The organism is Cryptosporangium minutisporangium (assembly GCF_039536245.1).
Taxonomy (GTDB): domain Bacteria; phylum Actinomycetota; class Actinomycetes; order Mycobacteriales; family Cryptosporangiaceae; genus Cryptosporangium; species Cryptosporangium minutisporangium.
Genome location: NZ_BAAAYN010000035.1, coordinates 89,395 through 115,167 on the forward strand (window position 1 = coordinate 89,395; position 25,773 = coordinate 115,167).

The 25,773-nt window shown below is 71.0% G+C and carries 25 protein-coding genes and 1 pseudogene; 14 read left to right on the forward strand and 12 right to left on the reverse strand.

Annotated features, from left to right (window positions below; translation table 11 throughout):
* Positions 1–38: 38 nt before the first annotated feature.
* A complete protein-coding gene (locus ABEB28_RS25920) occupies positions 39–461 on the reverse strand; it encodes a response regulator transcription factor (protein ID WP_345730866.1) in 423 nt (140 codons plus the stop codon).
* 202 nt (positions 462–663) lie between these two features.
* Here ABEB28_RS25920 and ABEB28_RS25925 point away from each other — a divergent pair, with 202 nt between their 5' ends.
* From ABEB28_RS25925 to ABEB28_RS25935, 3 genes are read left to right on the forward strand one after another with little or no spacing between them, the layout of a single operon-like run.
* Entirely contained in the window at positions 664–2,160 is a 1,497-nt protein-coding gene (locus ABEB28_RS25925) for a flavin-containing monooxygenase (protein WP_345730813.1), read from the forward strand.
* Positions 2,150–3,826 carry an FAD-dependent oxidoreductase gene (locus ABEB28_RS25930; protein ID WP_345730814.1) on the forward strand — a complete coding sequence of 559 codons (1,677 nt, stop codon included), beginning with the start codon at positions 2,150–2,152 and terminating at the stop codon, positions 3,824–3,826. The genes ABEB28_RS25925 and ABEB28_RS25930 overlap by 11 nt, the downstream gene beginning before the upstream one ends.
* Positions 3,826–4,500, forward strand: coding sequence for an acetoacetate decarboxylase family protein (locus ABEB28_RS25935; RefSeq protein ID WP_345730815.1), 675 nt, complete (start codon positions 3,826–3,828; stop codon positions 4,498–4,500). Before ABEB28_RS25930 ends, ABEB28_RS25935 begins: the two co-directional genes overlap by 1 nt.
* A gap of 143 nt (positions 4,501–4,643) precedes the next feature.
* Here ABEB28_RS25935 and ABEB28_RS25940 read toward each other — a convergent pair whose 3' ends face one another.
* The 8 genes and pseudogenes from ABEB28_RS25940 to ABEB28_RS25975 form a co-directional block, all read right to left on the reverse strand.
* The gene (locus ABEB28_RS25940; protein ID WP_345730816.1) at positions 4,644–6,821 is read right to left on the reverse strand and encodes a 3-hydroxyacyl-CoA dehydrogenase NAD-binding domain-containing protein; all 2,178 of its coding nucleotides are present in this window, start codon (positions 6,819–6,821) and stop codon (positions 4,644–4,646) included.
* Between the two features lie 11 nt (positions 6,822–6,832).
* Positions 6,833–8,047, reverse strand: a complete 1,215-nt coding sequence (locus tag ABEB28_RS25945; RefSeq protein ID WP_345730817.1) for an acetyl-CoA C-acetyltransferase — start codon at positions 8,045–8,047, stop codon at positions 6,833–6,835.
* Positions 8,048–8,071: 24 nt separating this feature from the next.
* Complete coding sequence (locus ABEB28_RS25950) at positions 8,072–9,217, reverse strand: acyl-CoA dehydrogenase family protein (RefSeq protein ID WP_345730818.1); 1,146 nt, start codon at positions 9,215–9,217, stop codon at positions 8,072–8,074.
* 10 nt (positions 9,218–9,227) lie between these two features.
* Positions 9,228–9,935, reverse strand: coding sequence for a TetR/AcrR family transcriptional regulator (locus ABEB28_RS25955; protein ID WP_345730819.1), 708 nt, complete (start codon positions 9,933–9,935; stop codon positions 9,228–9,230).
* A gap of 92 nt (positions 9,936–10,027) precedes the next feature.
* Entirely contained in the window at positions 10,028–10,519 is a 492-nt protein-coding gene (locus ABEB28_RS25960) for a hypothetical protein (RefSeq protein ID WP_345730820.1), read from the reverse strand.
* Positions 10,520–10,687: 168 nt separating this feature from the next.
* A complete protein-coding gene (locus ABEB28_RS25965) occupies positions 10,688–11,464 on the reverse strand; it encodes an ABC transporter permease (RefSeq protein ID WP_345730821.1) in 777 nt (258 codons plus the stop codon).
* Positions 11,461–11,739: pseudogene (locus tag ABEB28_RS25970) on the reverse strand (ABC transporter ATP-binding protein); the annotation flags it as partial. The pseudogene ABEB28_RS25970 and the gene ABEB28_RS25965, both read right to left, overlap by 4 nt.
* A gap of 159 nt (positions 11,740–11,898) precedes the next feature.
* Positions 11,899–12,597, reverse strand: coding sequence for a TetR/AcrR family transcriptional regulator (locus ABEB28_RS25975; RefSeq protein WP_345730822.1), 699 nt, complete (start codon positions 12,595–12,597; stop codon positions 11,899–11,901).
* 145 nt (positions 12,598–12,742) lie between these two features.
* Between ABEB28_RS25975 and ABEB28_RS25980 the strand changes: the two genes are divergently transcribed.
* From ABEB28_RS25980 to ABEB28_RS26025, 10 genes are all read left to right on the forward strand, one after another.
* On the forward strand, positions 12,743–12,937 hold the full coding sequence (locus ABEB28_RS25980) for a hypothetical protein (protein ID WP_345730823.1): 195 nt from the start codon (positions 12,743–12,745) through the stop codon (positions 12,935–12,937).
* A 137-nt stretch (positions 12,938–13,074) separates the two neighbouring features.
* Positions 13,075–13,956: a crotonase/enoyl-CoA hydratase family protein gene (locus ABEB28_RS25985; protein WP_345730824.1), complete on the forward strand. Its 882-nt coding sequence runs from the start codon at positions 13,075–13,077 to the stop codon at positions 13,954–13,956.
* The gene (locus tag ABEB28_RS25990) at positions 13,957–14,631 is read left to right on the forward strand and encodes an enoyl-CoA hydratase-related protein (RefSeq protein WP_345730825.1); all 675 of its coding nucleotides are present in this window, start codon (positions 13,957–13,959) and stop codon (positions 14,629–14,631) included.
* A 159-nt stretch (positions 14,632–14,790) separates the two neighbouring features.
* Positions 14,791–15,978: an FAD-dependent oxidoreductase gene (locus ABEB28_RS25995; RefSeq protein ID WP_345730826.1), complete on the forward strand. Its 1,188-nt coding sequence runs from the start codon at positions 14,791–14,793 to the stop codon at positions 15,976–15,978.
* Positions 15,979–15,988: 10 nt separating this feature from the next.
* Entirely contained in the window at positions 15,989–16,828 is an 840-nt protein-coding gene (locus ABEB28_RS26000; RefSeq protein WP_345730827.1) for a PfkB family carbohydrate kinase, read from the forward strand.
* Complete coding sequence (locus ABEB28_RS26005) at positions 16,825–17,469, forward strand: nucleoside/nucleotide kinase family protein (RefSeq protein WP_345730828.1); 645 nt, start codon at positions 16,825–16,827, stop codon at positions 17,467–17,469. The genes ABEB28_RS26000 and ABEB28_RS26005 overlap by 4 nt, the downstream gene beginning before the upstream one ends.
* 92 nt (positions 17,470–17,561) lie before the next feature.
* Positions 17,562–18,197 carry a DUF998 domain-containing protein gene (locus ABEB28_RS26010; RefSeq protein WP_345730829.1) on the forward strand — a complete coding sequence of 212 codons (636 nt, stop codon included), beginning with the start codon at positions 17,562–17,564 and terminating at the stop codon, positions 18,195–18,197.
* A gap of 12 nt (positions 18,198–18,209) precedes the next feature.
* Positions 18,210–18,578 (forward strand): YciI family protein, encoded by a 369-nt coding sequence (locus ABEB28_RS26015; protein WP_345730830.1) that lies wholly within the window; start codon positions 18,210–18,212, stop codon positions 18,576–18,578.
* Positions 18,575–19,849: an RNA polymerase sigma factor gene (locus ABEB28_RS26020; protein WP_345730831.1), complete on the forward strand. Its 1,275-nt coding sequence runs from the start codon at positions 18,575–18,577 to the stop codon at positions 19,847–19,849. The genes ABEB28_RS26015 and ABEB28_RS26020 overlap by 4 nt, the downstream gene beginning before the upstream one ends.
* 82 nt (positions 19,850–19,931) lie before the next feature.
* Entirely contained in the window at positions 19,932–20,639 is a 708-nt protein-coding gene (locus tag ABEB28_RS26025) for a hemerythrin domain-containing protein (RefSeq protein WP_345730832.1), read from the forward strand.
* 97 nt (positions 20,640–20,736) lie between these two features.
* Here the strand turns inward: ABEB28_RS26025 and ABEB28_RS26030 are convergent, their stop codons facing one another.
* Together ABEB28_RS26030 and ABEB28_RS26035 are read right to left on the reverse strand one after the other, a co-directional pair.
* Positions 20,737–21,618 (reverse strand): alpha/beta hydrolase family protein, encoded by an 882-nt coding sequence (locus ABEB28_RS26030; RefSeq protein WP_376980772.1) that lies wholly within the window; start codon positions 21,616–21,618, stop codon positions 20,737–20,739.
* Positions 21,619–21,882: 264 nt separating this feature from the next.
* On the reverse strand, positions 21,883–23,397 hold the full coding sequence (locus tag ABEB28_RS26035) for an MFS transporter (protein WP_345730833.1): 1,515 nt from the start codon (positions 23,395–23,397) through the stop codon (positions 21,883–21,885).
* 176 nt (positions 23,398–23,573) lie between these two features.
* Between ABEB28_RS26035 and ABEB28_RS26040 the strand changes: the two genes are divergently transcribed.
* Entirely contained in the window at positions 23,574–24,536 is a 963-nt protein-coding gene (locus tag ABEB28_RS26040) for an Lrp/AsnC family transcriptional regulator (protein WP_345730834.1), read from the forward strand.
* Positions 24,537–24,566: 30 nt separating this feature from the next.
* On the opposite strand, the gene ABEB28_RS26045 is transcribed toward ABEB28_RS26040, so the two are convergent.
* Positions 24,567–25,736 carry an acyl-CoA dehydrogenase family protein gene (locus ABEB28_RS26045; protein WP_345730835.1) on the reverse strand — a complete coding sequence of 390 codons (1,170 nt, stop codon included), beginning with the start codon at positions 25,734–25,736 and terminating at the stop codon, positions 24,567–24,569.
* Positions 25,737–25,773: the final 37 nt, after the last annotated feature.

Consider the following 25,773-nt stretch of genomic DNA (forward strand, 5'->3'; position numbering starts at 1 on the left):
TTCCGGCCGCGGATGGGTCGCGAATCGCACAGCGCTCGTCAACGCAGGAGCCAGCCGTGGGACTCCGCCAAGCGGACCGCCTCGGCGCGGGTACGTGCGCCGGTCTTGCCGATCGCGGCGGACAGGTGGTTGCGGACCGTTCCCTCGGAGAGGCGGAGTTCCTTCGCCAGGTCGGCGACCGTGCCACCGGCGCGGGCCGCGCGCAGCACGTCGGTCTCCCGATCGGTGAGCGGGCTCGCGCCGGTGGCGAGCGACTCGGCGGCGAGCGTCGGGTCGACGACCCGGAGGCCGGCGTGCACTCGGCGAACCGCGTCGGCCAGCTGCCTGGCGGGGGTGTCCTTGACGACGAAGCCGTTGGCACCGGCCTCCATCGCCCGGCGGAGATACCCGGGTCGGCCCAAGGTCGTGACGATCAGGATCCGGCAGGGGCGGCCGGGGAACATCGCCGTAGCGCCGGCCAGCGCGGTCTCCGAATCGAACCGCCGCTCGGGGGTAGCGGCACTGGTCACGGGTGCCACGGTAGCGCCGAGCCGGGCCAGCGCCCCATGACATCCGGCAGGGGTCCACCTTGCCACTAGACACCGGCACGGCGGGCCCTCAAGATACATACCGTCAAGACTGCATCTTTTTTCGACCGCAACTTCCAGTGCCGGAGGTGAGAGCGTGTCCGAGGATCTCCCCGCCGAGGTACGAGTCCTGGTGGTCGGCGCCGGGTTCGGTGGCCTGGCCGCCGCCGCGCACCTCCGAGCCGCCGGTTACCGGTCCGCGGACGACGTCCTGCTCATCGAGCAGGCGGACGAGGTGGGCGGCACCTGGCGCGACAACACCTACCCGGAGTGCGCCTGCGACGTCCCGTCGGTGCTGTACTCGTTCTCGTTCGCGCCGAACCCCGGATGGACGCGGTCGTACGGGCGTCAGCCGGAGATCCAGGAGTACCTGGTGCGGACCGCCCGGCAGACCGGGCTGATCGAGCAGATCCGCTTCGGTTGCGCCTTGATCGGAGCGTCCTGGGACGCCGCGACCTCGCAGTGGGTGGCCGAGACGTCGAGAGGCGTCATCCGGGCCCAGGTGCTGGTCACCGCGACCGGCGCGCTGTCCGCTCCGCGCCTGCCCGACCTTCCCGGCCTGGAGTCGTTCACCGGCGACGCGTTCCACTCCGCCCGCTGGGACCACGGGGTCTCGCTGGCCGGCAAGCGGGTCGGGGTGGTCGGCACCGGGGCGTCCGCGGTGCAGTTCGTCCCGGCGATCGCACCGTCGGTGGGGCACCTGACCGTGTTCCAGCGGACGCCGGGCTGGGTCATCCCGCGCGGCGACCGGGCCTACGTGGCAGGCGAAAAAGCGCTGTTCCGACGGTGGCCGGTCACCCAGAAGATCTCCCGCGGTGCGTGCTACACGTACCGCGAGGGATACGTGATCGGCATGGCCCACGCGCCCTCGCTGTTACCGGCGATCCAACTGGTCGCGGAGGCGCACCTGCGGCGGCAGGTGCCCGACCCCGAGCTGCGGGCCAAGTTGCGGCCGCCGTTCCAACTCGGCTGCAAGCGCGCGCTGCTTTCCAACGACTGGTTCCCGGCGCTCCAGCGACCGAACGTCGAGCTGGTGACGTCGGCGGCAGCGGAGGTCACCCCGCACGGCGTGGTGGATGCCACCGGCCGCAAGCACGAGCTGGACGTGTTGATCTTCGGCACCGGATTCACACCCACCGAGCCGCCGGTCGCTCGATTACTCACCGGGCGGGACGGCCGGACGCTGGCCGAGACCTGGGACGGCAGCCCGCGGGCGCACCACGGACTGACCGTGCACGGCTTCCCGAACCTCTTCCTGATGTACGGCCCGAACACCAACCTCGGGCACAGCTCGATCGTCTACATGCTCGAGTCGCAAGCCCGCTACGTCGTCGACGCGGTGCGGACGCTCGACCGGGCGAACCTCGCATCGCTGGAGGTCCGGGCAGACGTCGAACACGCCTCCGTCGCCGACGTCCAGCGGCGGCTCGAACACTCGGTCTGGAACAAGGGCGGCTGCGCGAGCTGGTACCTCGACCGGAACGGCCGCAACAGCGTGATGTGGCCGACGTTCACCTGGCGGTACCGGCAGGCCACCCGCCGCCTCGACGTGGACAGCTACCACTTGAAGGCGGTGCCGGTTCATGCACTATGACGTCCTGGTGGTGGGCAGCGGCTTCGGCGGCAGCGTCACCGCACTGCGCCTGGTCGAGAAGGGCTACCGGGTCGGCGTCCTGGAGGCCGGTCGCCGGTTCGACGAGTCGTCGTACCCGAAAACGTCCTGGGACTTGCGCCGGTATCTGTGGGCACCGCAGATCGGCTGTTACGGGATGCAGCGGATGCATTTGCTGCCGGACGTCCTGGTGATGGCGGGCGCGGGTGTCGGTGGCGGCTCGCTGAACTACGCGAACACGCTCTACCAGCCCGGGGAAGCGTTCTTCAACGATCCGCAGTGGGCGCACATCACCGACTGGGCCGACGAGCTGGCACCGCACTACGAGCAGGCGCGCCGCATGCTCGGCGTCACCACCAACCCGTCGGTGACGCCGGCGGACGAGGTGATGCGCCGGGTCGCCGACGAGATCGGCGCCGGCGACACCTGGCGATCGACCCCGGTCGGCGTGTTCTTCGGTCCATCAGAGGCCGGAGACCCGTTCTTCGGCGGAGCAGGCCCGGAGCGCGTCGCGTGCACCGAGTGCGGCTCGTGCATGACCGGGTGCCGGGTCGGGGCGAAGAACACGCTGACGAAGAACTACCTGTACCTGGCGGAGAAGGCCGGGGCGGCGGTGCACCCGCTGACGACCGTGCGAACGCTGCGCCCCGGGCCTTCGGGCTGGGTGGTCGAGACGGTCCGGAGTGGACGCCGTACCGGGAAGCGGACGTTCACCGCCGACCAGGTCGTGCTCTCGGCGGGCACGTACGGCACTCAGCGCCTGCTGCACGCGATGCGCGACCGGGGCGTACTGCCCGCGCTCTCGCCACGGCTGGGCGAGCAGACCCGGACGAACTCCGAGGCGGTGCTCGCCGCGACGTCCCGGCACCGGCGGACCGACTACTCGCGCGGAGTGGCGATCACCGCCTCGTTCAACGCGGACCCGGCCACCCACATCGAGCCGGTGCGCTACGGCCCGGGTAGCAACCTGATCGGGCTGCTGCAGACGCTGCTCGTCGACGGAGGTGGGCGCTTCCCCCGCTGGGTGTCCGCGCTGGGTGTGGCGGCGCGCAACCCCGGTGCGCTGCTGCGCAGCCTGTCGGTGCGGCACTGGTCCGAGCGGACCGTGATCGCACTGGTGATGCAGGAGCACGACGATTCGCTGGTGGTTTCCGGAAAACGCGGGCTCCTCGGTGGCCAGCGGCTCCGCACCCGCCCGGGTCCGGGTGAGCCGCCGCCGCGCTGGATCCCGGTGGGCCACGACGTGGTGCGGCGGCTCGCGCGTCTCGTCGACGGTGATCCTGGCGGGTCGTTCGCCGACATCGCGAACATCCCGATGACCGCCCACTTCATCGGGGGCTGCGCCGTCGGATCGTCCGCCTCCGAGGGCGTCATCGACCCGTATCACCGGGTGCACGGCTACCCCGGGCTGTCGGTGGTGGACGGCTCCACCGTCTCGGCGAACCTCGGGGTGAACCCAGCGCTGACGATCACCGCGCTGGCCGAGCGGGCGGCGTCGTACTGGCCGAACAAGGGGGACGCCGACCCGCGACCCGCCCCGGGGGACACTTATCGACGGATAACCCCGGTGGCACCGCAGTCGCCGGTGGTGCCCGCCGCGGCACCGGCCGCCCTACTGTTTCCGACGATCCGCGTCCGGGAGTCTTGATGACACGTGCAGGGCTGGAGAACCTGACCGCGATTCCGAGCGTGCGGGAGTCCGTGCTCGCCTCCGACGTCGAGCTGCCCACCTCGTCGGCACCGGCGCCGTGGCGGACGAAGATCGACGCCGCGTTCTGGTGGCACCGCGCCTCCGCGGACGCCGCCTCGATGCTGCCGCCCGCGCTGCGTTCGCTCGGCGTCATCCCGGTGACGCTCGTCGCGTTCGTCCGGTACCGGGAGACTCCGGTGGGGGCGTACTCGGAGGTCTTCGCGAGCCCGGTGCTGCTGCGGAAGTGGCCGGTGCCGCCGATCCACATCCCGTTCATGGCGGTGGACTCGCTGACGTCGGTGCACGGCGGACGGTCGAACTGGGCGCTGCCGAAGACGCTGGCGTCGTTCGAATGGGGCGGTGCTGCGGTGACGGCTACCGGCGACGGATGGAAGATGTCGGCGGAGGCACGCGCCAGTACGCCGAAGTTCCCGATGGCGGGGGGACTGAAGACGCTCCAACTGTTCGACGGAGAACCTCGAGCCGCCTGGGTAGGAATGCACGGGCGCGCTCGCCTGGGACGGGTCACGGCGTCCGCGGAGGGACCCACGTTGTCCCGGTGGCTGACCCCGGGCCGCCACCCCGCGCTGCTGATCAGCGACGCCACGATGTCGGTCGGCGCCCCCAGGTAGGCGGCGCGCAGCATATGGACGCTGCGAGCACGCGCGTAGCGTCCATATGCCGTTGACGCACACGAACGGAGGGCCGGGAGCGTCATCGCGTCCCGGCCCTCCGTGTCTGTGCGGCGGGGCGCCCGAGGCGCCCCGCCCGATCCCTACGCGACAGCCTCGCGGAGGGAGCCCGCCTCGACGGCCTTCTCTCGGAGCAGTGCCGGCGGACGGAAGCGCTCACCGAACTTGTCGGCGAGCTCGTCCGCGCGGGCCACGAAGCCCGCCACCCCGCCGTCGTACTGGTCGACGAACTGAGCCACGCCTCCGAAGCCGGGCGGGAACCCGATGCCCATGATCGAGCCGATGTTCGCGTCCTCGATCGAGGTGAGCACGCCCTCCTCGAAGCACCGCGCGGTCTCCACCGCCATGATGAACAGCAGCCGGTCCTGGGCGTCCTTGAAGCGCAGCGAGGTCTTGCCCGTGTTCGGGGCCAGACCGTCGGCGTTCGGCGGGAACACCTCGGCGAGCCCTGGCCAGACCCGCTTCTCCGGCGCCCAGTCGAAGAAGCCCTTGCCCGCGGCCTTACCGGTGCGGTCGTGCTCCTTCACCAACGTGCGCAGGACACGCAGGCCTGGGTGCGCCGCATCCCCGGTAGCACCCCCACCCTGCTCCTCGATCTTGAGCGGCAGCGTCAGCGTCACCTCGTCGAGCAGCGTCAGCGGCCCGGCCGGGAAGCCGGCCTGCAGCGCCGCCCGCTCGACGCTCATCGCAGGCAGGCCCTCGGCGAGCAGCGCCGCACCCTCCATGACCATCGTCCCGAACACCCGGCTGGTGAAGAACCCACGGCTGTCCTTGACGACGATCGGCGTCTTACCGACCGCCCGGGTGTAGTCGTACGCCTTCGCGACGGCTTCCGGCGACGTGTGGGCGCCGACGATCAGCTCGATCAGCGGCATCTTCTCCACCGGGGAGAAGAAGTGCACGCCGACCAGGTCGGACAGGCCCGCGCCCTCCTGCAGCCCGGTGATCGGCAGCGTCGAGGTGTTCGACGTGATCAGCGCGTCCGGTGCGGCGGCCGCCGCCTCCGCGAGCACCTTGTGCTTCAGCGCCGCGTCCTCGAACACCGCCTCGATGACGAAGTCGCACCCGGCGAGGTCGGCGGCGTCCGCGGTGGCGAGGATCCGACCCAACAACGCATCCCGCTTCTCGGGCGTGCTCCGACCGCGGGCGACCTGCTTGTCGAGGATGTTCTGCGAGTACGCCTTGCCTTTCTCGGCGGCCTCGACCGAGACGTCTTTCAGGACGACGTCGATCCCGGCCTTGGCGGTGACGTACGCGATGCCCGCGCCCATCATGCCGGCGCCCAGCACCCCGACCTTGCGAGGCGTGTAGGCGGGCACGTCCGCCGGGCGGCTTCCACCGCCGTTGATTCGGTTCAGGTCGAACCAGAACGCCTGGATCATGTTCGTGGACGTCTGGCCGGTCGCCAGGTCGGCGAAGTACCGGCCTTCGATCACGAACGCGGCCTCGATGTCGACCAGCAGCCCTTCCACCGCAGCGCAGAGGATGTGGTGCGGCGCCGGCAGGTTCGCACCCTTGAGCTGCTTGCGCAGGTTCGCGGGGAGCGCGGGCAGGAACCCGGCGAGCGACGGAGACATCGGCGAGCCGCCCGGGACCTTGTAGCCCTTGGCGTCGTACGGCTGGATGGCCTGCGGGTTGGCGTCGATCCACTCCCGGGCCTTGACCAGGAGGTCGGCCGGGTCGCTGACGACCTCGTGCACCAGGCCGAGCTTGAGTGCGGCGGACGCCCGCAGCTGCTGTCCCTGGAGCAGTACCTGGGTCAGTGCGTTGACCAGCCCGAGCAATCGCACCGAGCGGATGACTCCCCCGGCGCCCGGCAGCAGGCCCAGCGTCACCTCGGGGAAGCCCAACTTCGTGGCGGGCGTGTCCAGCGCGATCCGGTGGTGAGCGGCGAGCGCGATCTCCAGGCCACCGCCGAGCGCTGCACCGTTGATCGCGGCGACGACCGGCACGCCGAGCGTCTCCAGCGTCCGCAGCCGGCGCTTGATGTCGGTGACCGTGTTCAGCAGCGCTTCGCGGTTCTCCGGGCGCGTCTGGATGAGCTCGTCCAGGTCGCCACCGGCGAAGAACGTCTTCTTCGCGCTGGTGATGATGACGCCCTTGAGGCCGTCCTTCTCCCGCACCAGCCGGTCGACGGTCTCGCCGAGCGCTGCCTGGAACGCGGCGTCCATCGTGTTCGCCGACGAGTTCGGGGCATCGAGCGTCAACGTGACGACGCCGTCGTCGTCGCGCTCCCAGCGAATCGGGCTCTCGTTGCTCACAGTCGCTCCGCTCACAGTCGCTCCACCACCGTTGCGATTCCCATGCCGCCGCCGACGCACAGCGTCGCCAGGCCGTAGCGCTGGTCGCGGCGCTCCAACTCGTCGATCAGAGTGCCGAGCAGCATCGCGCCGGTCGCACCGAGCGGGTGCCCCATCGCGATCGCACCGCCGTTGACGTTCACGATGTCCTCGGAGAACCCGGTGTCGGCCATGAACCGCAGCACGACCGCGGCGAACGCCTCGTTCATCTCGACCAGATCGATGTCTTCCACGGTCAGACCGGCCTTCGCCAGCGCCTTGTGCGAGGCGGGTGCCGGGCCGGTGAGCATGATCGTCGGGTCCGCGCCGGACACCGCCGTCGACAGGATCCGCGCCCGCGGCGTCAGCCCGTGCCGACGCCCGGCCTCCTCGCTACCGATGACGACCAGCGCGGCACCGTCCACGATCCCGGACGAGTTGCCGGCCGTGTGCACGTGCTCGATCCGCTCGATCCAGTGGTACTTGTCCAGCGCCACCGCGTCGAAGCCGCCCTGGTCGCCGATGGTCGCGAAGGAGGCGGGCAGCCCGCCCAGCGACTCGACCGTGGTGTCCGGGCGGACGTGCTCGTCCTGGTCGAGGACGACGTCCCCGTTACGGTCGACGACCGGCACGACCGAGCGGTTGAAGTACCCGTTCGCCCAGGCCTTGGCCGCGCGCTGCTGCGAGCGGGCGGCGTAGGCGTCGACGTCGGTGCGCGACCAGCCGTGCATCGTCGCGATCAGGTCGGCGCCGATGCCCTGCGGGACGAAACCGGTGGCGTACGCGGTCTCCGGGTCCTGGGCCCAGGCGCCACCGTCCGAGCCCATCGGCACCCGGGACATCGCCTCGACGCCGCCGGCGAACACCAGGTCTTCCCAGCCGGACCGGACCTTCTGCGCGGCGATGTTCACCGCCTCCAGACCGGAGGCGCAGAACCGGTTGAGCTGCACGCCGGCGACCGTGTCCGGCAGCCCGGCGGCGATCGCGGCGGTCTTCGCGATGTCGGCGCCCTGCTCGCCGATCGGGCTCACCACACCCAGCACGACATCGTCCACGCCATCGGTGTCGAGGTTCGGGTTGCGGTCACGGACCGCGTCGATCAGGCCGGTGACCAGCGACACCGGCTTCACCGAGTGCAGCGACCCGGTCTTCTTGCCGCGGCCGCGCGGTGTGCGGATCGCGTCGTAGACGTAAGCCTCAGTGCTCATGGGACGCCTCCGGGTCCAGTGGGGCTATACGCCGAGCGAGCGCCCGACGATTTCCTTCATGATCTCGGTCGTACCGCCGTAGATCGTCGTGATCCGGGTATCGGTGTACGCCCGCGCGATCGGGTACTCGCGCATGTAGCCGTAGCCGCCGTGCAACTGCAGGCAGCGGTCGACGACGCGCTTCTGCATCTCGGTCGTCCACCACTTCGCCATCGCGGCGTCGACGACCGTGTACCGCCCCTCGTTGTGCTCGAGGATCGCCTTCTCGACGTACGTCTCGGCGAACTCCAGCTCGGTGGCGATCTCGGCGAGGACGAACCGGTTGTGCTGGAAGCTTCCGACCGGGCGTCCGAATGCCTTGCGTTCTTTGGCGTACTCGAGCGTGCGGTCGAAGACCGCGCGGGCACCGGCGACCGCCGCCACCGCGATCGAGAGCCGCTCCTGCGGGAGCATCGTCATCAGGTGGAAGAAGCCCTGGTTGAGCTCACCGACCAGGTTGGACGCCGGAACCCGCACGTCGTCGAAGAAGAGCTCCGCCGTGTCCTGCGCGTGCATGCCGATCTTGTCGAGGTTGCGGCCGCGTTCGAAGCCGGGCATGCCTCGCTCGACGGCGATCAGCGAGAGGCCGTGCGCGGCCTTCGCGTCGGGGTCGGTGCGGGCGACGACGAGGACGAGGTCGGCGTGGATGCCGTTGGTGATGAACGTCTTCGACCCGTTCAGGACGAAGTCCGTACCGTCGCGGCGAGCCGTCGTCGCGATGCCCTGCAGGTCGGAGCCGGCACCCGGCTCAGTCATCGCGATCGCGGTGATGATCTCGCCCGAGCAGAAGCCGGGCAACCAGCGCTGCTTCTGCTCGTCGGTGGCCAGCTCGACCAGGTACGGCGCCGTGACGTCGTTGTGCAGCGAGAACCCGACGCCGCTCGCTCCGACCGCGATCGTCTCCTCGGTGAGGACGGCGTTGTAGCGGAAGTCCTTGATGCCACCGCCGCCGTACTCCTCCGGGACGTCGGTGCCGAGGAGGCCCTGCGCGCCCGCCGCGGTCCAGATCCGGCGGTCGACGAGGCCCTCGTTCTCCCACTGCTCGTGGAACGGGACGACCTCCTTGGCCATGAACGTCCGAGCGGTCGAGCGGAACGCCTCGTGGTCGGCGTCGTAGAGGGTTCGGCGCATCCTTAGGTCCTTATGTAGTCAGGCCGGAGGAGGGTGCAGGGCTGGAGGTCGGCCCGGCGGGGGGTGCATTGCGCGCGGCGAGCATCTCGGCCCAAGCGTCCAGCGCCCGGGATCGTTGGCTCGCGGTGAAGTCGGTGAGCAGGCCGCTGACGCCGCGGCCGAGCAGCAGGTCGAGCGTCATCTGCTGGAGCAGCGGATCGGACGTGACGTACTCCCGACAGATCTCCCGCAGCTCTATCGCGAGCCGGGCCTCGACCGGGATCAGCAGCTCGCGAAGCGCGGGGTCGCTGCGGGCGGCGACCCAGAGCTCGATCGTCGCCGCGTAGAGCGGTCCGGAGAGGAAGTCGGCCAGCAGGTCGAGGGTGCGCCGGAGCGTGTTGCCGGCGTTGCCCAGCTGGGCGATCTGCTCGCGGACGACCGCGGCGCGCTGCTCGGCGAGGTGCCCGACCGCCGCAGCGACCAGCTTCTCCTTGGTGCCGTAGTGATGCAGCTGGGCCCCGCGGCTGACGCCGGCGCGCTGGGCGACGGCGGTCGTGGTGGTGCCGACGTAACCGTCCTCGACCAGGCTCGCGAGCGTGGCGTCGAGGAGGCGGGCGCGGGTGGCCGCGCTCCGATCAGCTTGCGTGCGGCGCGCGGGCGCGGCGCCGTTCGCGGGCGCGTCGGGCGTTCGGCCCTGCGCAGCCTCGGCGTCGGTCGTCCGGACAGAGCTCGCGCCCACTCGCCACCTTCCTCACACCGTTCGGTTCGGCGTCCTGAGTCTCCGGCGCGGAGCGCATACAGTCAAGCCTGTATGTTTTTGCTCTCGACTCCTCAGGCGGCGTGCGGCCGCGGCTCCGCGACTCGCAGGGTGTCCCCGACCCGCACGCGGACGACGTCCGCGCCGTTCCCGTCGAGATAGCGGACGAGTAACGCCGCGGTGAGCACCGGCACCATGACCCGGAAGTCGAGCAGGTCGCCGTCGGGCAGCCCCACCCGGTTGCGCCGGGCGTCGATGACGACGTCGTGCAGCGCCATCGGCGGGGACGGTAGCCGCCACGCCGCCCGGGTAGCGAGCCCGACGAGCGCCACCGTCTCCGGCTCCACCGGAACCATCGTGCCGATCCGCGCGTAGACGCGCTGCAGGTCGCTGCCGTCGACGGTCGGGTTCCAGAGCCGCTCCAGCCGAGCGACGAGCGCGCGGGCACCGGGCAGCAGCGCCGGCGGCGCGTCGATCTCCACCGGGAAGCTCCAGGCGAAGAACGCCTCGTGCGCAGCGCCACGCTCCGGCGGCCGCACCGCCGTACCGAGAGCCAGCGCGGTCATGAGCGGCGGCCGAGCAGGCGGAGCGACGGGGTGAGGGTGGGAGCGGCGGCGGTCATCGGGGTCCTCTCTGTCCGCTGTTGTCTTCGACGATCCGCCGCGCTGCTGAGCGTTTGCTGATCTTTTCCTGTGAGGCTCCAATGAGTCACCGAGCGTGATGCGGACGACGAATCAGACGCGCTGGGTGTCGCGGCGGAAGAGGCGGGCGGCACCGAGGCCGAACGCCAGCGTCCAGGCCACCACGTTCACCACCTCGGCCACGCGCACGCTGCCGCCGGTCAGCGGCGTCCGCGCGATCGTGCCGATGCCGTAGACCGGCGTCCATTTCGCGATCTCGCCGAAGGCGTGCGGCAGCGTGTCCAGCGGCACGAACAACCCACCGGCCATCGCGAGGATCGCCAGGATCGGACCGAGGAACTGCATCACGTTCTCCGCCGGGGCGAGGTACCCGATGAACAGTCCGAACGCGGCGAACACCAGCGACCCGAGCCACGCCGCCGCCCCGGCCAGCACCCAGACGTGCAGCGGCATCCGCACTCCGGCCACCGCGCCGACCGCGAACTCCACCAGCACCGCGGCCAGCCCGAGCGTCATCGCGCTGAGCACCTTCGTCAGGACGTACGCCGCCGGACGTAGCGGCGTCAGCCGCAGCTGGCGACTCCAGCCGAGCGCCCGCTCGGCCGCCACCATCGCCCCGCCGCTGGTCGTCGCGACCATCGCCCCGTAGACCGCGAGGCTGATCATGAGGTAGCCGGTCACCGGCTGGCCGTTGTCCAGCGTCTGACCCTTCTGCGGCAGCCCGAACAGCAGGAAGAACACCGCCGGCATGATCAGGACGAAGAGCAGCGTCCGGCGGTTGCGGAGGATCCGGCGGACCTCCAGGCCCAGGTAGGTCGCGTTCAGGCCACCCATCCGCGGCGTCCGGCGCTCACCCACGTACGTGGTCATCGGGCGCTCTCCTGGGAACCCGTGGTGAGCGCGAGGAACGCGTCCTCGAGCTTGCGCGAGGTGATCTCCAGGTCCCGCGCGCCGGTCGCGGTGAGCAGGTACCGGGCCACCGCGTCGGAATCCGACGCGTGCACCCGCACCGAGTCGCCCCACACCTCGGCCTGGTCCACACCGGGCAGTGCGGAGAGCACCAGCGGATCGGCGCCGGGCAGCGTCGCGCGGACGGTGCGGCCGGCGGCGAGGCCCTTGATCTCGGCGGCGGTGCCGTCGGCGACCGCCGAATCGCTTGGTGAGACCGGTGAGCCGAACGGCCGCGGTCCGCGTCAGCGTTGTGTTCTCCATGCCGTTGACGGTCGCGCCGCGCGGCGTCGGGCTCCCGGATGGAGCGTCACCGCCCGACCCGTGACATCCGTCAGGCCGGACGGCGCCGAACGTCAGCGGAAGCGGTCCGGCCTGGGCAGATTCCCCGGTAGCGGCCCGTCGGTGTTGTCCAGGACATGAGCGCTCACCAGTAGCGACGTCAGCAGGGTTCGCGCCTGGTCGACGACGTCGGCCCGCGTCTTCGGATCGAGCAGCGGCACACCGGAGTCGTCCGACTCCTCTGTCGAGTCCCGGGTGGACGCTCCGGTCAGCGCCCGGAACAGCAGGCCGTCGAGGCAGGCGGTCACCAGCGCGGCCCGCTCGGCGGCGCAGTCCACCCCCACGTCGCTGATGATCCGCGCGACCAGCGCGTCGAACGCCGTCCGCCAGGCCGTCATCGCCTCGCCCAGTTCGGGCCGGCGCGACGATTCCAGCGAGAGCTCCAGCCGGGCCGCGAGCGGCGCCGGGTCGGACAACCAGCGGTCGAGCAGCTTCATCGTGTGCGCGACGGCGTGCGCGGGGTCGCCCCGGTGCTGCGCGGTCTCGGCCGCCAACTCGTCGACGTCGGCGCCGATCCGCTCGTCGAGCCGGGCCACCACCGCGGTGAGCAACGCGGCCCGCGTGCGGAAGTAGGCCGAGGTCGAGCCCTCGGACAGGCCGGCGGCGGCGTCGACGGCGCGGTGGGTCAGGCCGCGGAGCCCGGCGCCGGCGACCAGGTTGATCGCCGCGTCCAGGATGTCCGCTCGACGGTTACCGGACGACGCTCTGACCATCTCGACACCGTACTCAGCGCGCGTGTGATCGGCGCAACTTCTACAGCTGTAGATGTCTGCGGAATCCTGGGGTAGCTTCTACAGGTGTAGACAGCTTCTACAGATGTAGAAGCCCGCCGACCGGGAAGAACCGGAGGGGATCAGGATGATCGACCAGGGTCTTGCCACCGCCGCCATCACTTACGTGGGCGTGCTCATCGCGGTCGGTGCCGTGGTGCTGCTCGCGCTCGGCGCGTGGGCCGTCCGTTCGCCGCTGAACGAGTGGATCCAGCGCCGGCACGCCGTGCGTCGTTCGGACCAGAACACGCGGCTCGGCCACGCGCCGCACCCCGCCCACTGACCTGCCTTCCGCACCAGGGCCCCGCATCACTGCGGGGCCCTGGTCGTGTTCGGCGACACACTCTTGGTACCAACCGGAACCACGCTGGTCGGCTGCAGGATGATGGGGGCGATCCGCAGACCGCACGGGAGGCACGGATGACCAGCCCCGCCGACGTGGCGACACCGTACGAGACCGACCAAGCTCTGCCAGCCCTGACCGCGCTCGCCGCGACCCGCCACGGCGAGGAGGGCCGCGTCGTCCGCGTGACGCTCCTCGGCCCCGGTAAGGGCAACGCGATGGGACCGGCGTTCTGGTCCGAGACACCGAAGCTGTTCCGCGCGTTGAGCGCCGACGAGAGCGTCCGCGCGATCGTGGTGACCGGTTCGGGCAACCACTTCAGCTACGGCCTCGACCTGACCTCGTTCGCCGGCACCGCCGGAGCGACGATGTCCGACGACGGCGGCCTCGCGCGCGCTCGCACCCGGTTCCTCTACGAGATCCGCGAGATGCAGACCGCGCTGGACGCCGTCGCCGAGTGCCGGAAGCCGGTCGCCGCCGCGATCAGCGGCTGGTGCATCGGCGGCGGCATCGACCTGCTCGCCGCCTGCGACGTGCGGTACGGCAGTGCGGACGCGAAGTTCAGCATCCGCGAGGTGAAGATGGCGATCGTCGCGGACATGGGCAGCCTGGCCCGACTCCCCGGCATCCTCTCCGAGGGTCACCTGCGGGAGCTGGCGTTCACCGGGCGGGACGTGGACGCCGCGAAGGCCGAGCGAATCGGCCTGCTCAACGACGTCCTGCCGGACCGGGACGCCGCGCTCGCCGCCGCCCACACGTTCGCCGACGAGGTCGCCGCCAACCCGCCGCTGGTGGTGCAGGGTGTGAAGGAGGTCCTGGACGTCAACCGCGCCGAGCGCGTCGCCGTTGCGCAGCGGTACGTGACGACGTGGAACGCCGCGTTCCTGCCCTCGCACGATCTGACCGAGGCGATGACCGCGTTTCTGGAGCGGCGCGCCCCCAACTTCGAAGGACGCTGAATGCCTACCCTGCAGCGCGACGGCGAGGTATTCGTCCTCGATCTCGGCGCCGACGAGAACCGCTTCCACCCCGACTGGCTGGCTTCGGTCAACGCCGCGCTCGACGAGGTGGAGGCCGCCGACGGGCCGCGTGCGCTGGTCACGTCGGCCACCGGCAAGTTCTGGTCGAACGGGCTGGACCTGGACTGGCTCGGGAGCCACGCCGACCAGCTCCAGCAGTACGTCATCGACGTGCACGCGCTGTTCGCGCGGGTGCTGACGCTGCCGGTGCCGAACGTCGCCGCGATCCAGGGACACTGCTTCGCAGCCGGGGCGATGCTGGCACTGGCGCACGACTTCCGGGTCATGCGCGCCGACCGGGGCTTCTTCTGCCTGCCCGAGGCCGACATCCAGATCCCGTTCACGTTCGGCATGTCCGCGCTGATCCAGGGTCGGCTGGACAAGCAGACCGCGCACGAGGCGATGACGACCGCCCGTCGGTACGGCGGTAGCGACGCCGCGGCGGCCCGGATCGTCGACGCGGTCGCCGACGAGGGCAAGGTGCTCGCGACCGCCGTCGAGCTGGTGCGGCCGCTGGCGGGCAAGCCGGCAGCGACGCTGGGGACGATCAAGTCGCGTATGTACGCCGACGTGATCACCGCACTCCGGGACCCGGCTGGCGCCGCACTCGGCTGATTCGGATCGACGCGAAAGCGGCCTCCACCGACGTGGGTAGAGGCCGCTTTCGCGTGGATCGGCGGGGATCCGTCTGCAGTCCGGGCAGTGCCGGACCAGGATCAGGAGTAGGATTTCATCGTGTGATGAATTAGGACTCCAGCGAACAGGAGCGCGGCGATGGAAACTGATGTCTGCATCGTCGGCGGCGGCCCCGCCGGCCTGGTACTCGGACTACTCCTCGCCCGCGGCGGCGTCCGCGTCGTCGTCTGCGAGAAGCACGACGACTTCCTGCGCGATTTCCGCGGCGACACCGTCCATCCGTCCACCCTCGACCTCCTCGCCGATCTGGGCCTGGAGAAGGAGTTCGACCAGCTCCCCGCCCGCACGGTCACCCAGCTCTCGGTCGACCTCCCGGACGGCGTCTGGCCGCTCGCCGACCTCTCGCGGCTGCGCAACCCGCACCCGTTCCTCGCGATGGTTCCGCAGTGGGACCTGCTCGAGATGCTCGCCGGGGACGCCGCCCGGTGTCCCACGTTCACGCTGCGGCGATCGACCGAGGTCACCGACGTGATCCGGGAGAACGGCGTCGTCAAGGGAGTCCGGACGGCCGAGCACGGGGAGATCCGGGCCCGGCTGACCGTCGCCGCCGACGGCCGCCACTCGACCGTCCGCCGCGCGCTGAACCTCCGCCCCCGCGACTTCGGTGCGCCGATGGACGTCGCCTGGTTCCGACTCCCCCGTCGCGACTCCGACGGCGACGGCCTGACCGCCCACTTCGGTGCCGGCCGCATCCTGATCACGATCGACCGGGGCGACTACTGGCAGATCGCCTTCGTCCTGCCGAAGGACAGCTACCAGCAACTGGTCGCCGCCGGCCTCCCGGCGTTCCGCGCGTCGATCGCCGACCTCATCCCCGCCTTCGGGGACCGGGTGGACGAGATCACGGACTGGGACCAGGTCAAGATCCTCACCGTGAAGGTCGACCGGCTGGAGCGCTGGCACGGGCCGGGCGTCCTGCTCATCGGCGACGCCGCCCATGCGATGTCGCCGATCGGCGGCGTCGGTATCAACCTCGCGGTACAGGACGCGGTCGCTGCCGCCCGGATCCTGCTGCAGCCACTGCGCGAGCACCGGCTCTCCAGCAACGTGCTCGCCGAGGTCCAGCGCCGCCGCACGTTCCCCACCGCGGGCACACAGCTGTTCCAGCGGCTCGCGCAGGCCGGCGTCATCCGACCGACGCTGTCCGGCGGGCGTCCGGTGACGGCACCGTTCCCGCTGCGCCTGCTCCGCCGGTTCCCGGCGCTCCAGGTCCTGCCTGCCCGCCTCATCGGCATCGGCCTGCGCCCCGAACGGTTCACGCCATAGGCTCCGACGCGTGCCGAGTGGGCTGTTCGTCGGGATCGCCACGGTTGACGTCGTCCATCGGGTGGAACGGCCGGTCGCCCGGAACGAGAAGGTGACCGCGCTCGCTCAAGAGGTCGCTGCGGGCGGTCCGGCCGCGAACGCAGCGGTGACGTTCGCCCGCCTCGGCGGGGACGCCACGCTGGTCTCCGCGCTCGGCAGCCATCCGCTGGCCCGGTTCGTGGCGGACGAACTGGCCGGGCACGGCGTCACCGTGCGGGACGCCGCGCCGGACGTGACCGTGCCGCCGGCCGTCTCGGCGATCCAGGTGGTCGACGGCACCGGCGACCGACAGGTGTCCTCGATCAACGCCGGTGCGTACTGGGCGTTCCACCCGGCGGAGCCACCGGCCGACCTCGCCGACCTCGGACGGGACGCCGACGTGGTCCTGGTCGACGGGCATCATCCGCGGTTGGCGCTGGCCGCCGCCCGCGCCGGATCGTCGGTGGTGCTGGACGGCGGGAGCTGGAAGCCGGTGACGCCGGAGCTGCTTCCGCTGGTCGACTACGCGGTCTGCTCCGCGGTGTTCCGGCACCCGGACGGGGTCGCGCCCTCCGCGCTCGGCGTGCCGCACCTGGCGGTGACCCGCGGGCCCGATCCGGTCCTCTGGTGGTCCGGCGGGCGCGCCGGGGAGGTGCCGGTACCGTCGGTCCCCGTGCAGGACACTCTCGGAGCCGGCGACGTCTTCCATGGCGCGTTCGCGTACGCGCTGGCCGGCGGCGCCTCGTTCGTGGAGGCACTCGCGGAAGGCGCCCGGGTCGCGGCGCTCCGGTGCTCGGTCGCGGGGCCACGGGCCTGGCTGGAGCGGCTGTGACGAACAGCGCCCGGGTGGGGGTCACCCGGCTGGAGATCCCGGCCGACCTGCTCGGCCGCGCGCGTGAGCTGGCCGCCGGTCCGCGATGCGTCCTCGGCCTCACCGGCGCTCCCGGTGCCGGCAAGTCGACGCTGGCCGCCGCGCTCGTCGAGGCGCTGCATCCGCACGCCGTACTGGTGCCGATGGACGGCTTCCACCTGGCCAACACCGAGCTCGAACGGCTCGGTCGCCGGGAGCGGAAAGGCGCGGTCGACACGTTCGACGCCGCCGGGTACGTGGCGCTGCTCCGCCGGCTGCGCGACCCCGCCGACGAGGTGGTGTACGCGCCACACTTCGCCCGCGAGATCGAGGAACCGATCGCGTGCGCGCTTCCGGTTCCGGCAGCGGTTCCCCTGGTCGTGACGGAAGGCAACTACCTCCTGGTGGACGAGGGGCCCTGGGCCGCCGTCCGGAGCCTGCTCGACGAGGTCTGGTACGTGGAGGTGGCCGAGGACGTCCGGCTGGAGCGGCTGGTTGCCCGGCACGTGGCGTTCGGGAAGGACCCGGCCGCGGCCCGGGCGTGGAGCCACGGCACCGACCAGCGCAACGCCGACGTCATCGCCGCCACCCGCAGCCGCGCCGACCGGATCGTGCGCCTCTGAAAAAAGTTCGGCACTCCTGTCGATCCGAGGCTTCCCCGTTCGAGAGACGGATGAAGGGCCGGTCAGCGGCCCGCCTCCGGAGGGAGACCGGAATGTCGACGAACACCACGGCCACCGATCGGATTTCGGCTCGGCTGCTCGCCGCCGGAGCCGCGGCCGGTCCGCTGTACGTCGTCGTCTCGCTGGTCGAGGTCGTGACCCGGGAGGGCTTCGACCCGACCCGCCACGCCTGGAGCATGCTCGCCAACGGCGGCCCCGGCTGGATCCACCGCACCAACCTCATCGTGTCCGGGGTGCTGGTGATCCTCGGCGCGGTCGGTCTGTCCCGGGCCCTCCGGAGCCGCTGGGCACCCGCACTGCTCGGGCTGTACGGCCTCGGCATGGTCGGCGGCGGGATCTTCGCGGCAGACCCAGGGCGCGGCTTCCCGGTCGGGACGCCGGAGGTGGTGCCGGTGAGCGCGTCCGGAGCCCTGCACTTCGTCTGCGGCGGCATCGGGTTCGTCGGGCTGATCGCCGCGTGTTTCGTCCTCGCCCGACGCCTACGGGCGGAGGATCACCGACGGCTCGCGACCTTCTCGCGCGTCACCGGGGTGGCTTTTGCGGTCGGGTTCGTCGTGATGGGCGCGACCGGTGGCCAAGCCTGGTCACTGCTCGCGTTCACCGCCGCCGTGATCCTCGCGTCGGCCTGGCTCACCACTGTTTTCCTGCACTACTCGAAGAACAACTGAAGGGGAACGATCATGCGCTACCTGACGCTGCTCCGCGGACAGCACTCCACGACCCCGCCCCCGCCCGAGCTGATGGCCGCGATCATGGCCCTGGGCGAGGAAGCGACCAAGGCCGGCAGCCTGCTGGACACGTCCGGCCTCGCGCCGAGCGCCAGCGGTGCCAGGGTGAGCCTGGCCGCCGGCGACCTGAGCACCACGGACGGCCCGTTTGCGGAGTCCAAAGAGGTCATCAGTTACGCGATCTACGAGGTTCGGTCGAAGGAAGAAGCGGTCGAGTGGGCGTCGCGCTTCCTCAAGGTGCACCGGGACCTGTGGCCCGGCTGGGAGGGTGAGGTCGACGTGCTGAAGCTGTTCGGCCCGGAAGACTTCCCGGCACCGTGACCACTGATCCCGCGCACGTACGCCGCGTCCTGGACGCGGTGTGGCGGATCGAGTCGGCGAGGCTCGTCGCGAGCCTCGCCCGGCTCACCCGCAACGTCGGCCTGGCCGAGGAGTTGGCGCAGGACACCCTGGTCATCGCCTTGGAGCAGTGGCCTCGGGACGGCGTGCCGGACGAGCCCGGACCGTGGCTGCGGGCGACCGCCAAGCACCGCGCGATCGACCGGCTCCGGCGGCGGCAGCGGTACACGGAGAAGCTCGCGGTGCTCGGCCGGGACGTCGAGCACCACGAGCGCGACCGCGAGGACGAGCTCGTCGACACGCTCGACGACCACATCGGCGACGACCTGCTGCGGCTGATCTTCACCGCGGCGCACCCGGTGCTCTCCACCGAGGGAAAGGTCGCGCTGACGCTTCGGCTGCTGGCCGGCCTGAGCACGCCAGAGATCGCACGGGCGTTCCTGATCCCGGAGGCCACCGCGGCGCAGCGGATCGTCCGGGCCAAGCGGACGCTCGCCGCAGCCGGAGTGGAGTTCACGATGCCGACGCCGACCGAGATCGCGGAGCGGGTAGGCACCGTGCTCGGCGTTATCTACCTGGTGTTCAACGAGGGATACTCGGCGACCAGCGGCGCGGACTGGGCGCGCCCCGCGCTGTGCCAGGAAGCGATGCGGCTCGGACGGACCCTGGCCGGGTTGCTGCCGGACGAGCCCGAGGTGCACGGGCTGGTCGCGCTGATGGAGCTCCAGGCCTCCCGGCTACCCGCCCGGATCGACTCGGCGGGGCGCCCCGTGCTCCTCGGTGACCAGGACCGACGGCGATGGGATCGGCTGCTGATCCGCCTCGGCCTGGACGCGCTGGAGCGGGCCGATGCGCTCGGCGGCGGTCCGTACACGCTGCAGGCCGCGATCGCCGCCTGCCACGCACGGGCGCACACCGCCGAGGACACCGACTGGGCTCGCATCGCGGCGCTGTACGAGGTATTGGCGTACGTACAGCCGTCGCCGGTCGTCCGGCTCAACCAGGCGGTCGCGATCGGGAAGGCCGGCGATCCGGCCCGCGGTCTGGCGGTCGTGGATGCGCTCGGCGCGGAGCGTGCGCTGCGGGGTTACGCCCAACTGCCGGCGGTGCGCGGCGAGCTGCTCGCGCAGCTCGGTCGCCTCGCGGAGGCCGCCGCCGAGTTCCGGCGCGCCGCCGATCTGACCGCCAACGACAGCGAGCGGACGCTGTTCAGCGGGCGAGCCGCGTCGCTGGACACCGAGTCGGCCAGCTGACACCAGGCGCCAAGTGCGGCGAAAGCGGCCGCCAAGATCGACGTCCGATCCTCGGTGCATCGAACGAACCGAGGAGCTCCCGATGACCGCAGTCACCACCGCACACCGTCCGCAGATTCGCTTGCCCGGCCAGTCCGCCGCCGCGCCCGGTCCGCTGAACATGGGCACGATGTACCTGATGCACCACGCGCTGCGCCGCGACTTCGCCCGCCTGCGGACGGCGACCCACGCGGTGCCGCTGACCGATACCCGCCGGCTGACCGGCCTGCACGGCCACCTGGAGTACGTGCTGCACGCGTTGCACCAGCACCACTCCGGCGAGGACGCGATGATCTGGCCGGAGATGCGTCGCCGAGCCCCGCAGGAACACGTGCTCCTGGACGCCATGGAGGCCGAGCACGGCGGGCTGGACAGCGCGATCGAGGCGGCCCGTGCGGCGTACTCGGCGCTGGTGGCGACGCCGACCGAGGCGAACCGCTCCGCGGCCGTGTCCGCCGTCGACGCGGTCGGCAGCGCGGTGGACGCCCACATGACGCACGAGGAGACCGCGGCGATCCCGCTGATGCACCGGGTGTTCACGTACGAGGACTTCGAAGCCATCGGCGCGAAGCTCCAGAAGGAACACTCGTCGTTCAAGGACCTGTCGACGCTGGTGCCGTGGATGGCCGACGCGGTGCCGGACGCCGTGCTCCAGCAGGTGTGGGCGGACCAGCCGAAGGTGATGTGGTTCCTGTTCCGGCGGATCTGGCGGCCCCGCTACGCCCGCCGGGTCGCGTCGCTCTTCGGATGAGCGTCCAGGAAAGACCAGGTGGCGGCCGCCCGATCGGGCGACCGCCACCGGTGCTCTACCTGATCTACCTGATCTACTCGAGATCAGATCGGGGAGATCAGATCGGGCAGGTGTTGCGGTACTCGGAGATACCCAGGCCACTCGGTCCGGGGCAGAGGAACTGGCTGTACCGGGTGTCCTCGTCGACGAAGCGCTTGAGCCAGCTGATCATCATCTTCGCCACGTCGTCGTTCGGCGTTTGCGGGAAGAAGTGGCTTCCGCCGCGCAACTCCAGGTACGCCTTCTCCGGCGAACCCAGCGAGGTGTAGAACGGCTCGGAGTGCGACGAGACCGGCGCGATCGTGTCGGAGGAGCCACCGATGATCAGCGTGGGAACGCGCTGCCGCGTCCAGCTCTTGGTCGCGTTCCACGGCGCCAGCGGGATCGCGGCCTTGAGCGACGGCCGGTCGAGGGACGCCTCCAGCGAGCCGCCACCGCCCATCGAGTGGCCCGCCACGGCGAGGCGGTTGCGGTCGATGCGGCTCGCGGCCGGGCTGCTGGTGACCGCCCAGTCGAGCGCGGCGAGCAGCTGGTTGCCGCGGGAGGCCGGCTGGTCGAGCGTCGAGTTGGTCTCGATGCCGATCACCACGAAGCCCTGGGATGCCAGTCGCGGACCGAGCCACTCGAGGCTCGACCAGTACGCGGTGAACCCGGGCGAGATCGCGACCGCGCCGAACGTGCCCTGGCTGGTGTCGGTCGGGTAGTAGATCCGGCCACCGCCGAAGCCCGAGACGAGGCCGCTGATGCGGGCTTCGGTGACGCGGAACGGGCCGGTGGTCGCGGTGACGCTGGCGTTGGTCGGCGCCGGTCCCTTCCAGTACGGGCCGTCCGCTGCCTGAACACCGCTCGGGGCAGCGGCGATGCTGCCGCCGGCGAGTGCCAGAGCGAGGGTGAGCTTGCCGATCAGCCGCAATCGGCGGGTGGGTTTACGTAACGTCAGCACGTCGTTGTACTCCCTGCTTATCGGAGCGGGACTACCTGCGTGTCCGGGCGGACTCCCCGTTCGTCCGGGCGAACGATGGAATTCTGCGCATTCCGCCGAATATCACGGATCGGCAATTACACCCATCTGTGTCACCGGCCCGGGGCTACCGATCACCCGCGTGAGGAAACCGGGTGCTCTTCCCGCCCCGCGGCCGCCCGGATCGACGCATGGTTGTCCGTCACGGCGCTCTGGCAGAACAGCGCGACGTGGATCCGCGGGTCAGCCGATCTGTGCAGGGACCTGATCGGGAGCCGCGACGGACCGACGGGGGCGGGTCAGGAAGAACGTGAGCGCGGCGCCGATCAGCGCGATCGCCGCGCAGACCAGGAACGCCCAGCGCAACCCGGACGCGAAAGCAGTGTGCACGACCTCGTCAACGGCCCCGCGCTGCGCGTCCGGAGCACTGGAGGTCACGACGCGTGCCTGCCCACCGGTGAGCAGCTCCGCCACCTGGTGCGCGTCCGGCAGCGAGCTCTCACTCCGCACCACGGTCTCGACCCGTCCGGCGAACACCCCGCCGAGCACCGCGATTCCGAGCACCAGGCCCAGCTGCCGGAACGTCGTCACGGCGCCGCCGGCCATGCCTGCGCGCTCGCGAGGCGCCGCCGCGAGCGCAGCGGCCGAGAGCGTCGGCATCACGGTCCCGACCCCGACGCCCACCACCAGCAGGCCGGGGATCAGCACAGCCCACGACGACGCGCTGCCGACCAGCGCCTGCAGCGCGCTGCCCAGACCGATCAGCGCGAGGCCGGCGGAGATCACCAGGCCCGGCGCGACCCGGTCGTGCAGCACCCGCCCGGCCACCACCGAACAGACCAGCGACGCGAGGCTGAGCGGCAGGAACACCGCGCCGGCCGCGATCGGACCGAGGCCCAGCACCGACTGGAGCCAGAGCGAGGTGAACGCCATCGCGCTGAACGCTCCGAGGCTCGTCGCGGCGGCCGCGATCATCAACCCGGTAAACAAAGGCCGTTTGAACAGCGCCAGATCGAGCATCGGGTACGCGCGGACCCGCTCGACCGTGACGAACGCCGCCAGCGCGACCGCGCCGACCGCGAACCCGATCAGCGGAGCGGGCTCGGTCCAGCCGTCCTCACCGGCCCGGATCAGCCCATACGTGACCGCGCTCGCCGCGAGCGTGAACGTGACGACGCCGACCGGGTCGATCCGCGCCGAGGGATCGGCGGACTCCCGGATCACCCGCACGGACAGCACCAACGTCAGGACGCTGATCGGGACGTTCACCACGAAGATCGCCGGCCACCCGTAGTGCTCGGTGAGCAATCCGCCGAGGATCGGGCCCGCTGCCGCGGCCGCACCGTTGATCGCGCCCCAGATCCCGAACGCGACCCCCCGGTCCTTGCCGACGTAGGCCGTGTTGATCAGCGCGATCGTCGTCGCCAACATCGCCGCTCCGCCGATGCCCTGGAGGCCGCGCGCGGCGATCAGCGCGGCGGAGCTGTCCGCCAGCGCACAGCCGATCGACGCGAGCGCGAACAGCACCATGCCGATCAGATAGACCTTCTTGCGGCCGAACCGATCAGCGGCCGAGCCGGCACCGAGCAGCAGCGCCGCCAGGGCGAGCGCGTAGACGTCGATCACCCACTGCAGGTCACCCATGCCGGTCCGCAGGTCAGCGGCGATGTCCGGCAGTGCGACGTTCACGATCGTGACGTCGACCAGCAGCATGAACGTTCCCAAGCTGATCGCGATCAGCGGCAGCCACTTACGCATGTCGTCGTTCCCCCTTCCGTGGGCGGTGCAGTGTGGGCCGGACGGTTGCCCGTGCACCTGGTCGACTGTTCACGCGTTCGGGCCGGGCCGCTATTCGCGAGGCCCGAAGCGGCGGATCTCGACATTCCGCGCCTGGTTCCGGCGGATACCCTCGCTGTGGGCCCCTGGAGGTGGACATGCTCGACGAACTCGATCGGCAGATCGTGCACGCGCTCGAGGCGGACGGCCGGGCGGCGTTCAGTCGCATCGCCCAGGTGCTCGGGGTCTCGGACCAGACCGTGGCGCGACGGTACCGGCGGCTCCGGGCCGAGGAGAGTGTCCGGGTGGTGGGGCACCTCGATACGTGGCGGCTCGGCGCGGTCTCCTGGTACCTGCGCTTGCAGTGCACGCCGGACGCGGCCCAGTCGGTCGCCGGAGCGCTGGCCCGACGTCCGGACACGGCCTGGGTGCGGCTCTCCTCGGGCGGCACCGAGGTCAGCTGCGTCACCCGGGCCCGGTCGCAGGCCGACACCGACGCGCTGCTGCTCGACAAGCTGCACCGGACGCCACGGATCGTCGGGGTCAGCGCACACGCCCTGATCCACCTGTACTACGGCGGCACCGAGTCGTTCCTCCGCAAGGTGCAGGTACTCGCCGACGACCAGATCGCAGCGCTGGCCCCGCCGTGGGCCGGCGAGCCGAACGGTGAGGTGCCGGAGCTCGGCCCCGGCGACCGCACGCTGCTCGCCGCCCTGTCCAGGGATGGACGCGCCGGGCTACCCGAGCTCGCCACGGCAACCGGCTGGTCGGAAACGCGGGTCCGTCGCCGGGTGACCGAGCTCCGCCGCAGCGGTGCCTTGTTCTTCGAGGTGGACGTGCCGGGGTCGGCGCTCGGCCTGGAAATGTCGGCGATGATGTGGCTCTCGGTGGCGCCGCACGCGATGGTACGGGCCGCCGAGACGCTGGCCGGGCACCCCGAGGTGCCGTTCGTCGCCGCGACGACCGGGTCAACGAACATCGTCGCGAGCGTGATCTGCCGGGACGTCGGCGCGCTCTACGAGTACCTGACCAACCGGGTCGCCGCGATCCCGGCGATCCACCACATCGAGACGAACCCGATCGTCCGCACCCTAAAACGCGAAGGCGCACTCCTCCCCTGAGAGCGGCCCGTCCAGAGCGCTACGCGCTTCTCAGAAATCTGCCGCGACAGGAACATGCCCCTTCAGGACGTTGCGGGCGATCGTGCGGCGCTGGATCTCGTCCGTGCCCTCGTAGATCCGCAGCAGCCGCAGCTCCCGGTACCACCGCTCGATCGGCAGCTCCCGCGTGTACCCCATGCCGCCGTGGATCTGCAGCACCCGGTCGACGATCTCGTTCGCCTTCACGCCGCCGTACAGCTTCGCGATCGACTGGGCCTGCCGGGAGTCCCGCCCAGCCTCGACCTGCCAGGCCGCGTGCAAAACGAGTAAGCGCAGCGCCTGGAGCTCGACGACCGAGTCGGCGATCATCCACTGGATCGCCTGCCGCTCGGACAGCGGCGCGCCGAACGTCGTCCGGGAGTTCGCCTGCTCGACCGCCATCTCGATCAACCGCTCGCACGAGCCGATCGCCCGGGACGGCAGCAGGTAACGCCCCTGCCCGATCCACTGGAGCGCCAGCGCGAACCCGAAGCCCACCTCGCCGAGCACGTTCTCGGCCGGCACTCGTACGTCGTCGAAGACCAGCGCTGCCGGACCCCACTGCCCCATGGTCTGGATCGGCTCGGACTTCCAGCCCATGTCCCGGTCGACGAGGAAGCAGGTGACCCCGCCGTTGACGCCCTTCTCCTTGTCGGTGACCGCGAACACCATCACGAAGTCGGCTTCGTTACCCTGCGTGATGAATGTCTTCTCGCCGCTGATCACCCACTCGTCGCCGTCCCGCCGCGCCGACGTCCGAATCGCCTTCGCGTCCGACCCTGCACCGGGCTCGGTGATCGCGAAGCAGGAGATCCGCTCGCCCTCGATCGTCGGGAGCAGGTAGCGCCGCTTCTGCTCCTCGGTCGCGTGGAACAGGATGTTGTCGGCGCTGCCGCCGAACCGGAACGGCACGAAAGTCCGGCCCAGCTCGGCCTCGACCATCGACGCGGTGATCGCGCCGAGGCTCATCCCGCCGTACTCCTCCGGCGTGAGGATGCCCCAGAAACCGGACTCGCGGGCCTTGAGCTGCAGTGCGCGGATCTCGGACCGGGTCATGCCTGGCTCGCCGGCCCGCTCGCGCCGGAGCACCTCGGGCTCGAGCGGCATCAGCTCGCGCTCGACGAACGTCCGTACCCAGTCGCGGACGGCGCGCTGCTCGTCGGATAAGGCGAAGTCGACCACAGTGTCTCCTTAGAGGGCGGATCCGTTGAGGGGCGGA

Excerpts from the sequence above, each read along its gene's own strand:
- ABEB28_RS25930 (WP_345730814.1), top strand. The coding sequence starts at position 2,150 with ATGCACTATGACGTCCTGGTGGTGGGCAGCGGCTTCGGCGGCAGCGTC.
- ABEB28_RS25935 (WP_345730815.1), top strand. The coding sequence starts at position 3,826 with ATGACACGTGCAGGGCTGGAGAACCTGACCGCGATTCCGAGCGTGCGG.
- ABEB28_RS25945 (WP_345730817.1), bottom strand. The coding sequence starts at position 8,047 with ATGAGCACTGAGGCTTACGTCTACGACGCGATCCGCACACCGCGCGGC.
- ABEB28_RS25950 (WP_345730818.1), bottom strand. The coding sequence starts at position 9,217 with ATGCGCCGAACCCTCTACGACGCCGACCACGAGGCGTTCCGCTCGACC.
- ABEB28_RS25960 (WP_345730820.1), bottom strand. The coding sequence starts at position 10,519 with ATGACCGCGCTGGCTCTCGGTACGGCGGTGCGGCCGCCGGAGCGTGGC.
- ABEB28_RS25965 (WP_345730821.1), bottom strand. The coding sequence starts at position 11,464 with ATGACCACGTACGTGGGTGAGCGCCGGACGCCGCGGATGGGTGGCCTG.
- ABEB28_RS25975 (WP_345730822.1), bottom strand. The coding sequence starts at position 12,597 with ATGGTCAGAGCGTCGTCCGGTAACCGTCGAGCGGACATCCTGGACGCG.
- ABEB28_RS25980 (WP_345730823.1), top strand. The coding sequence starts at position 12,743 with ATGATCGACCAGGGTCTTGCCACCGCCGCCATCACTTACGTGGGCGTG.
- ABEB28_RS25985 (WP_345730824.1), top strand. The coding sequence starts at position 13,075 with ATGACCAGCCCCGCCGACGTGGCGACACCGTACGAGACCGACCAAGCT.
- ABEB28_RS25990 (WP_345730825.1), top strand. The coding sequence starts at position 13,957 with ATGCCTACCCTGCAGCGCGACGGCGAGGTATTCGTCCTCGATCTCGGC.
- ABEB28_RS25995 (WP_345730826.1), top strand. The coding sequence starts at position 14,791 with ATGGAAACTGATGTCTGCATCGTCGGCGGCGGCCCCGCCGGCCTGGTA.
- ABEB28_RS26010 (WP_345730829.1), top strand. The coding sequence starts at position 17,562 with ATGTCGACGAACACCACGGCCACCGATCGGATTTCGGCTCGGCTGCTC.
- ABEB28_RS26015 (WP_345730830.1), top strand. The coding sequence starts at position 18,210 with ATGCGCTACCTGACGCTGCTCCGCGGACAGCACTCCACGACCCCGCCC.
- ABEB28_RS26025 (WP_345730832.1), top strand. The coding sequence starts at position 19,932 with ATGACCGCAGTCACCACCGCACACCGTCCGCAGATTCGCTTGCCCGGC.
- ABEB28_RS26035 (WP_345730833.1), bottom strand. The coding sequence starts at position 23,397 with ATGCGTAAGTGGCTGCCGCTGATCGCGATCAGCTTGGGAACGTTCATG.
- ABEB28_RS26040 (WP_345730834.1), top strand. The coding sequence starts at position 23,574 with ATGCTCGACGAACTCGATCGGCAGATCGTGCACGCGCTCGAGGCGGAC.